The 1,199-nt window shown below is 62.2% G+C and carries 1 protein-coding gene and 1 pseudogene; one reads left to right on the forward strand and one right to left on the reverse strand.

The window, feature by feature from the left end; translation table 11 throughout:
• Window positions 1-120 (reverse strand): annotated as a pseudogene (locus I71_RS40940) (N-carbamoylputrescine amidase); the annotation flags it as partial.
• 536 nt (window positions 121-656) lie between these two features.
• Here I71_RS40940 and I71_RS02880 point away from each other — a divergent pair.
• A complete protein-coding gene (locus I71_RS02880; protein ID WP_042690239.1) occupies window positions 657-1,172 on the forward strand; it encodes a MarR family winged helix-turn-helix transcriptional regulator in 516 nt (171 codons plus the stop codon).
• The last annotated feature ends 27 nt before the right edge of the window (window positions 1,173-1,199 follow it).

The raw sequence follows: 1,199 nt of genomic DNA on the forward strand, positions 1-1,199 counted from the left end.
GGCCTCGCGGATCAACGATTCGACACCGTCGACATTGGCGGCACGATCCCAGCTGCAGGCCATCTGGGTGGCGGCGACGGTGACGGTACGGGACGACGGAAGGGTCGGCGAGGCGGTCATTGCGGATCCACGGCTCGTGAGGGAAGGGCTGCTCTCACCTGTGTGACCAAAGGTCGCGGCGGTTACAAGCGGACAAGATGGAAATGTCGGCGAATTAGCAAAATGTTCATTTTGGCGGTTCGGTGCCGTACGAATGGCTAAATAAAACCCACTCAATCGGCAATGATCATGTCGAGCATCATATGCGGATATGGTGGCCGCTGGCGTGGGCGGAAAGATGGCCGTGACACAAGGCCGCGATGCGAAGACACAAGGTCAGAGTTCTGCTTCGCCCGAGGCCGATATGGGGCTTCTGAGGCGGCATATCATTGCATGCCGGCGATTGGTGGCTGCGCAATTGATTTGCGCTTTGCACGCAACACGTTATGATTGGACGACGCAGCCATGCCCATTCGTGTCAAGGTGGTGTCACCGGACCGGCATGGACCTGATCGATGCAATGCCTCGGCGCCGCTTCGACAGGCGACCGCCCGGCATGCATGCCGGGTGGCAGGGATGGTTGTGGGCATGTGAACGATGGCAGAGAGATTGTCGGTATGGAGGCGTCTGTCAAGGGGTGGGAGCCGGAACGCCCCGAGGAGTCGGAGGACGTGTCCGAGTCGTCCGACGGGGCGTTATCGTTCGTCGTCCGGGAGGTGAATCGCGCCTTCGCCCGTGCTCTGCAGACGCGCATCGCGCGGTCCGGGGTCAGCATGGGGCAATGGTTCTTCCTGCGCGCCCTGTGGGAGGAAGACGGCCTGACCCAGCGGGAATTGAGCCACCGCGTCGGCATGATGGAGCCGACCACCGTCACCGCGGTCAATGTGATGGAAGGCCAGGGCCTCGTCCAGCGCGTGCGCAACAGTCACGACCGACGCAAGATGAACATCTTCCTGACCGACAAGGGCAGGGCGTTGCGTCAGACCATGATGCCCAGCGCATCCGAAATTGCCCAGGTTGCCCATCGAGGCATCTCGCCGGAGGAGTTGGAACTGACGCTCGATGTACTGCGTCGGGTCGGCGTCAACCTGAACGCCGCCTGCGCCGCTGCCCGCGACGGTGAAGGCAGGTAGGGCGACGTCCGTGGTCAGCCCTTCCTT

This window comes from Azospirillum sp. B506 (genome assembly GCF_000333595.1).
Lineage (GTDB): Bacteria > Pseudomonadota > Alphaproteobacteria > Azospirillales > Azospirillaceae > Azospirillum.